The 3,343-nt window shown below is 35.1% G+C and carries 2 protein-coding genes and 2 pseudogenes; 1 reads left to right on the forward strand and 3 read right to left on the reverse strand.

Annotated elements, in window-relative coordinates; genetic code table 11:
- Positions 1 to 76: 76 nt before the first annotated feature.
- Positions 77 to 772: pseudogene (locus EPX21_RS06185) on the reverse strand (DNA methylase); the annotation flags it as partial.
- A complete protein-coding gene (locus EPX21_RS06190) occupies positions 759 to 1,196 on the reverse strand; it encodes a DUF1896 domain-containing protein (RefSeq protein WP_134088797.1) in 438 nt (145 codons plus the stop codon). The pseudogene EPX21_RS06185 and the gene EPX21_RS06190, both read right to left, overlap by 14 nt.
- A 179-nt stretch (positions 1,197 to 1,375) precedes the next feature.
- On the opposite strand from EPX21_RS06190, the gene EPX21_RS06195 reads away from it, so the two are divergent.
- The gene (locus EPX21_RS06195; protein WP_134088798.1) at positions 1,376 to 2,989 is read left to right on the forward strand and encodes a hypothetical protein; all 1,614 of its coding nucleotides are present in this window, start codon (positions 1,376 to 1,378) and stop codon (positions 2,987 to 2,989) included.
- Between the two features lie 32 nt (positions 2,990 to 3,021).
- Here EPX21_RS06195 and EPX21_RS23415 read toward each other — a convergent pair.
- Positions 3,022 to 3,261, reverse strand: a pseudogene (locus tag EPX21_RS23415) (ORF6N domain-containing protein); the annotation flags it as partial.
- Positions 3,262 to 3,343 lie beyond the last annotated feature (82 nt).

The raw sequence follows: 3,343 nt of genomic DNA on the forward strand, positions 1-3,343 counted from the left end.
AAATTAATAAATTTATAACTCGAAAGTCTCCTTAAGGTTTCATCCTAATGTGTCTAATTTAGTTTGAAGACGTACAATCAGCACCTTTCAAGAAAAAGTAATTGTGTATGCTTCGGGCTGCTTGTACTTTTGCATTGTCTTTGCTTCGGGAATAAGAAAGGTCGAAAACAGAAGTATCGCCAAACGGTATGTTGCTGGCAATTACATCATAGCTGTTTTGTTCCTTTTCGGAAATTTCTTCAAAACCGCTTATACGGATATTGCTTTCGGGATAAAGCTGTTTTAAAATCTTGCCTGTGAGCAAATCCTTTTCATAAGCGGTAACACTTTGTTGGTTTTCCGAAAAGGATTGTACAAATGAGCCGATACCTGCGGAGGGTTCAAGGAATTTGTCAATGTTTAGACCGCTTTCACGCAAGGTTGCGGAAATCACATCTATGACCTGTGGCGGTGTATAAAAAGCCGTCAATACGGAGCTTTTCATACTGTCCACATACCTGCGGTATTGCTTTTCGTCTTCGGAATTTTCTTTGAGTAGCTGGTGTAGTTCCTGCGTAATTGGGAACAGGTCGTGTTCCGTTTTTCTCCAATGATTGATGTCTATTTCATTTGCTATGGGGTTCAGAACGAATTTAAGACCGCCAAATCCGCTGTATTGCATCATTAGCAGTCTTTCGCCTACGGTAGCTTGTCGTTTCTCCTTTTCCAGTTTAAAAGCAATTCGCAGGGCATCAATATTCTGTTGGAGATGTTGCTTCTTACTGAAGCCCATTTTCCTCTATCCATATTGCGATGGTTCCGGTTATTTCGGTATAGAGCAGGTCATACTCTGTGTTATAAGCGAAATCATCGGTTAGTTCATAGCCGGAGAAAACAGGCTCACAAACAGGGAACATTTTCAGGGCGAAAGGTCGCAGTTCCTCATCTGCCATTATGGTATCAAATTCATTGCATATCACCTGAAAAACAGTGTCGAATTTGGAGAAGTGCAAGCCCTCAAAAAGAATGTAATTGGCTATTTCGTTGCATTGTTCAACTGCATTTCCCGAACTAAAAGCACCCTCGTAGGCATTAGCAGCCCACGAAGAACGTTGCTCAATAAATTTTTGGTCGTTTGCTTTTTCGGGGAAGTTGGTGTTTAATAATTCTTGCAGTCGTAATCTGAAATACGATAGGTCTTTTTGTTGCGTATTCATACTATAATTTTGTTTAGAATTTTACTTGAAGCCTAAAATTATAGCAATAGATAAGAGCCTTTGCAGAAGTGGCAGAGTTTGGCTTTGAAAGGCAGGATTTGGCGTAAACATAATAGGCGAGGCAACCGAATACAGATTGGTTTTGATTAAATTTGACGATTAAACTATATGGGAAGAATATGGCTAAAAAGGATTTCGAGAATAAGAAACCAAACAACATTGCAGAGTATGTAAATCTTGCAAATGATATATCTGACTACCGGAACAGATTGAACGCAATAGACTTCCTTTCAAAGTATAAATGCTTTGAAAGCAAAAGGGAATTGTATCGTTTGATGAAAACGGATAGGATATTTGAAGTTAAGGAGCAAGCCTTTAGGGCATTGCAAAATTTTGGCGAAGATGTTAGATTGACCAAAAAAAAGAAAGGAAAGCCAGTTAAAACTATAAATGATAAACTTTTGATTTTGCACAATTCGTTTAATGGCGACCCTTATACATTAACAGATTTCAAGATAAAGTTTAAGGATTTATATCCCTACGTTTATGATATTTATAATTATGAAAAGAAATCAAAGTTTGACAGCTTTATAACAAGCTCCATTAAGACATTCGCAAAAAATAAAATAAAGCACAATTATTCTATCAATATAAGTTTTGACGCTCCTGACGTTTCAATCTCTCGGGAAGTATTTGAAATGGAGTATAGAGGAAGTTCAGATACAAATGACGAATTAGTGATTGAGAATGATACAGTAACAATAAAGTGCAATAGAACTGCAAAAATCAATCTCATAAATATTGTTTTTTCAGAAAGCAGTTCTATTCATAATCAGATTATAAAATCTCTGATTTACTATTACATCCGAGTAAACCGTTTCGTTCCTATACAGAATATCTCCATCAACCGAATAAAGCAAACAGGAGAAGAAACAATGCTTTCTTTGCCAACCACAAAAATTGGTATCGAGCAGATATTAACCGACAAATTTCAAGGTGTTGATATTTTAACTGTCAATATCAACGACATATTCAAGGTTAATGATAAATCTAAAGCAATCCAATATGCTTTAACCTATCTTTTGAAATCGAAAATTACCAATGAAGAAAGTGAGCGGTTTGAAAAGTTATGGAAATCTTTTAATTCTATCTATTATTACTTTGGAAATGGTGCAAACGAAAACGAATGCCACCGATTAATGCGAAATTTTATACTTACTAATCCAACATTATTTTCAAAATCACTGCATAGAGCAAGAAATGTTACAGCTAAAGAACTTCGGGAAAAAGTTCGTTTCTATGAGCTACTAAGTAATGATTATGATACTAAAGAGAAGATAGTTGCCTTTATTGCTTTTATCTTCAGGTATCAAAATAAGATTATTTGTAAAAACCTGCTTGATAATATCAGTTATTTTGAAGCTGATTTAAAAGATATTCTCAATATGGATAAAGTTGAAAGTAAGTTTAATAAGTTCGACTATATCAAAGACCTTTATCACAATAATAAGTCTTCAACAGACAGAGAAATAATCTTTAAAAAGATTAAAGAATATTTGGAAGATAGGGTTAAAAACCCTGCAACGAATACCGAATTAGAAATTGTTGTCTTCATCTGTATTAAATATTGTTACTATTTACGGAATAAGATATTCCACGCAGAAAAGCAAGATTTAACTTTTAGGTTCGCTAAGAACAACTTAATTTTTGAATTAGAATGGGTAAATCAAATACTGGAAACTCTAATAGTCGAATTAATATCTGCTAATTTAAGTTGGACAAGAAGAAATTAGATTTTTAAATCCCTGTCAAAACAGGGATTTAATTAAGTTCTATTTAGCAATTGGAGCATTCTGCCCACTTCAATATCCATTCTCGAAAAGGCAAACCATTTTTTGCCCAGGTCTTTCAGTGATGCTCCGATATGGTAAAGTTCCGTGTCGTCAATGATTAAAAATCGGTCGTGGGCATCGGAAAAAACCTCAATTTCAATCGGAGGATATTGGCTGTTGTACCGTTGTACATCCAGCCGTAACTGATTGCTGATATTTTTGGTATAGATAGTGGTGTAGTCTTCCCTTAGCTAGCTACATCCAAAACTAAAAAATTCCAATCAGAATTGCTATTGCTATCCTGTTGGAATGTGG

Origin of the sequence: Olivibacter sp. XZL3 (assembly GCF_004368405.1) — a bacterium.
Taxonomy (GTDB): domain Bacteria; phylum Bacteroidota; class Bacteroidia; order Sphingobacteriales; family Sphingobacteriaceae; genus Olivibacter.

Coding starts and splice junctions, on each gene's coding strand:
- EPX21_RS06190 (WP_134088797.1), bottom strand. CDS start 1,196: ATGAATACGCAACAAAAAGACCTATCGTATTTCAGATTACGACTGCAA.
- EPX21_RS06195 (WP_134088798.1), top strand. CDS start 1,376: ATGGCTAAAAAGGATTTCGAGAATAAGAAACCAAACAACATTGCAGAG.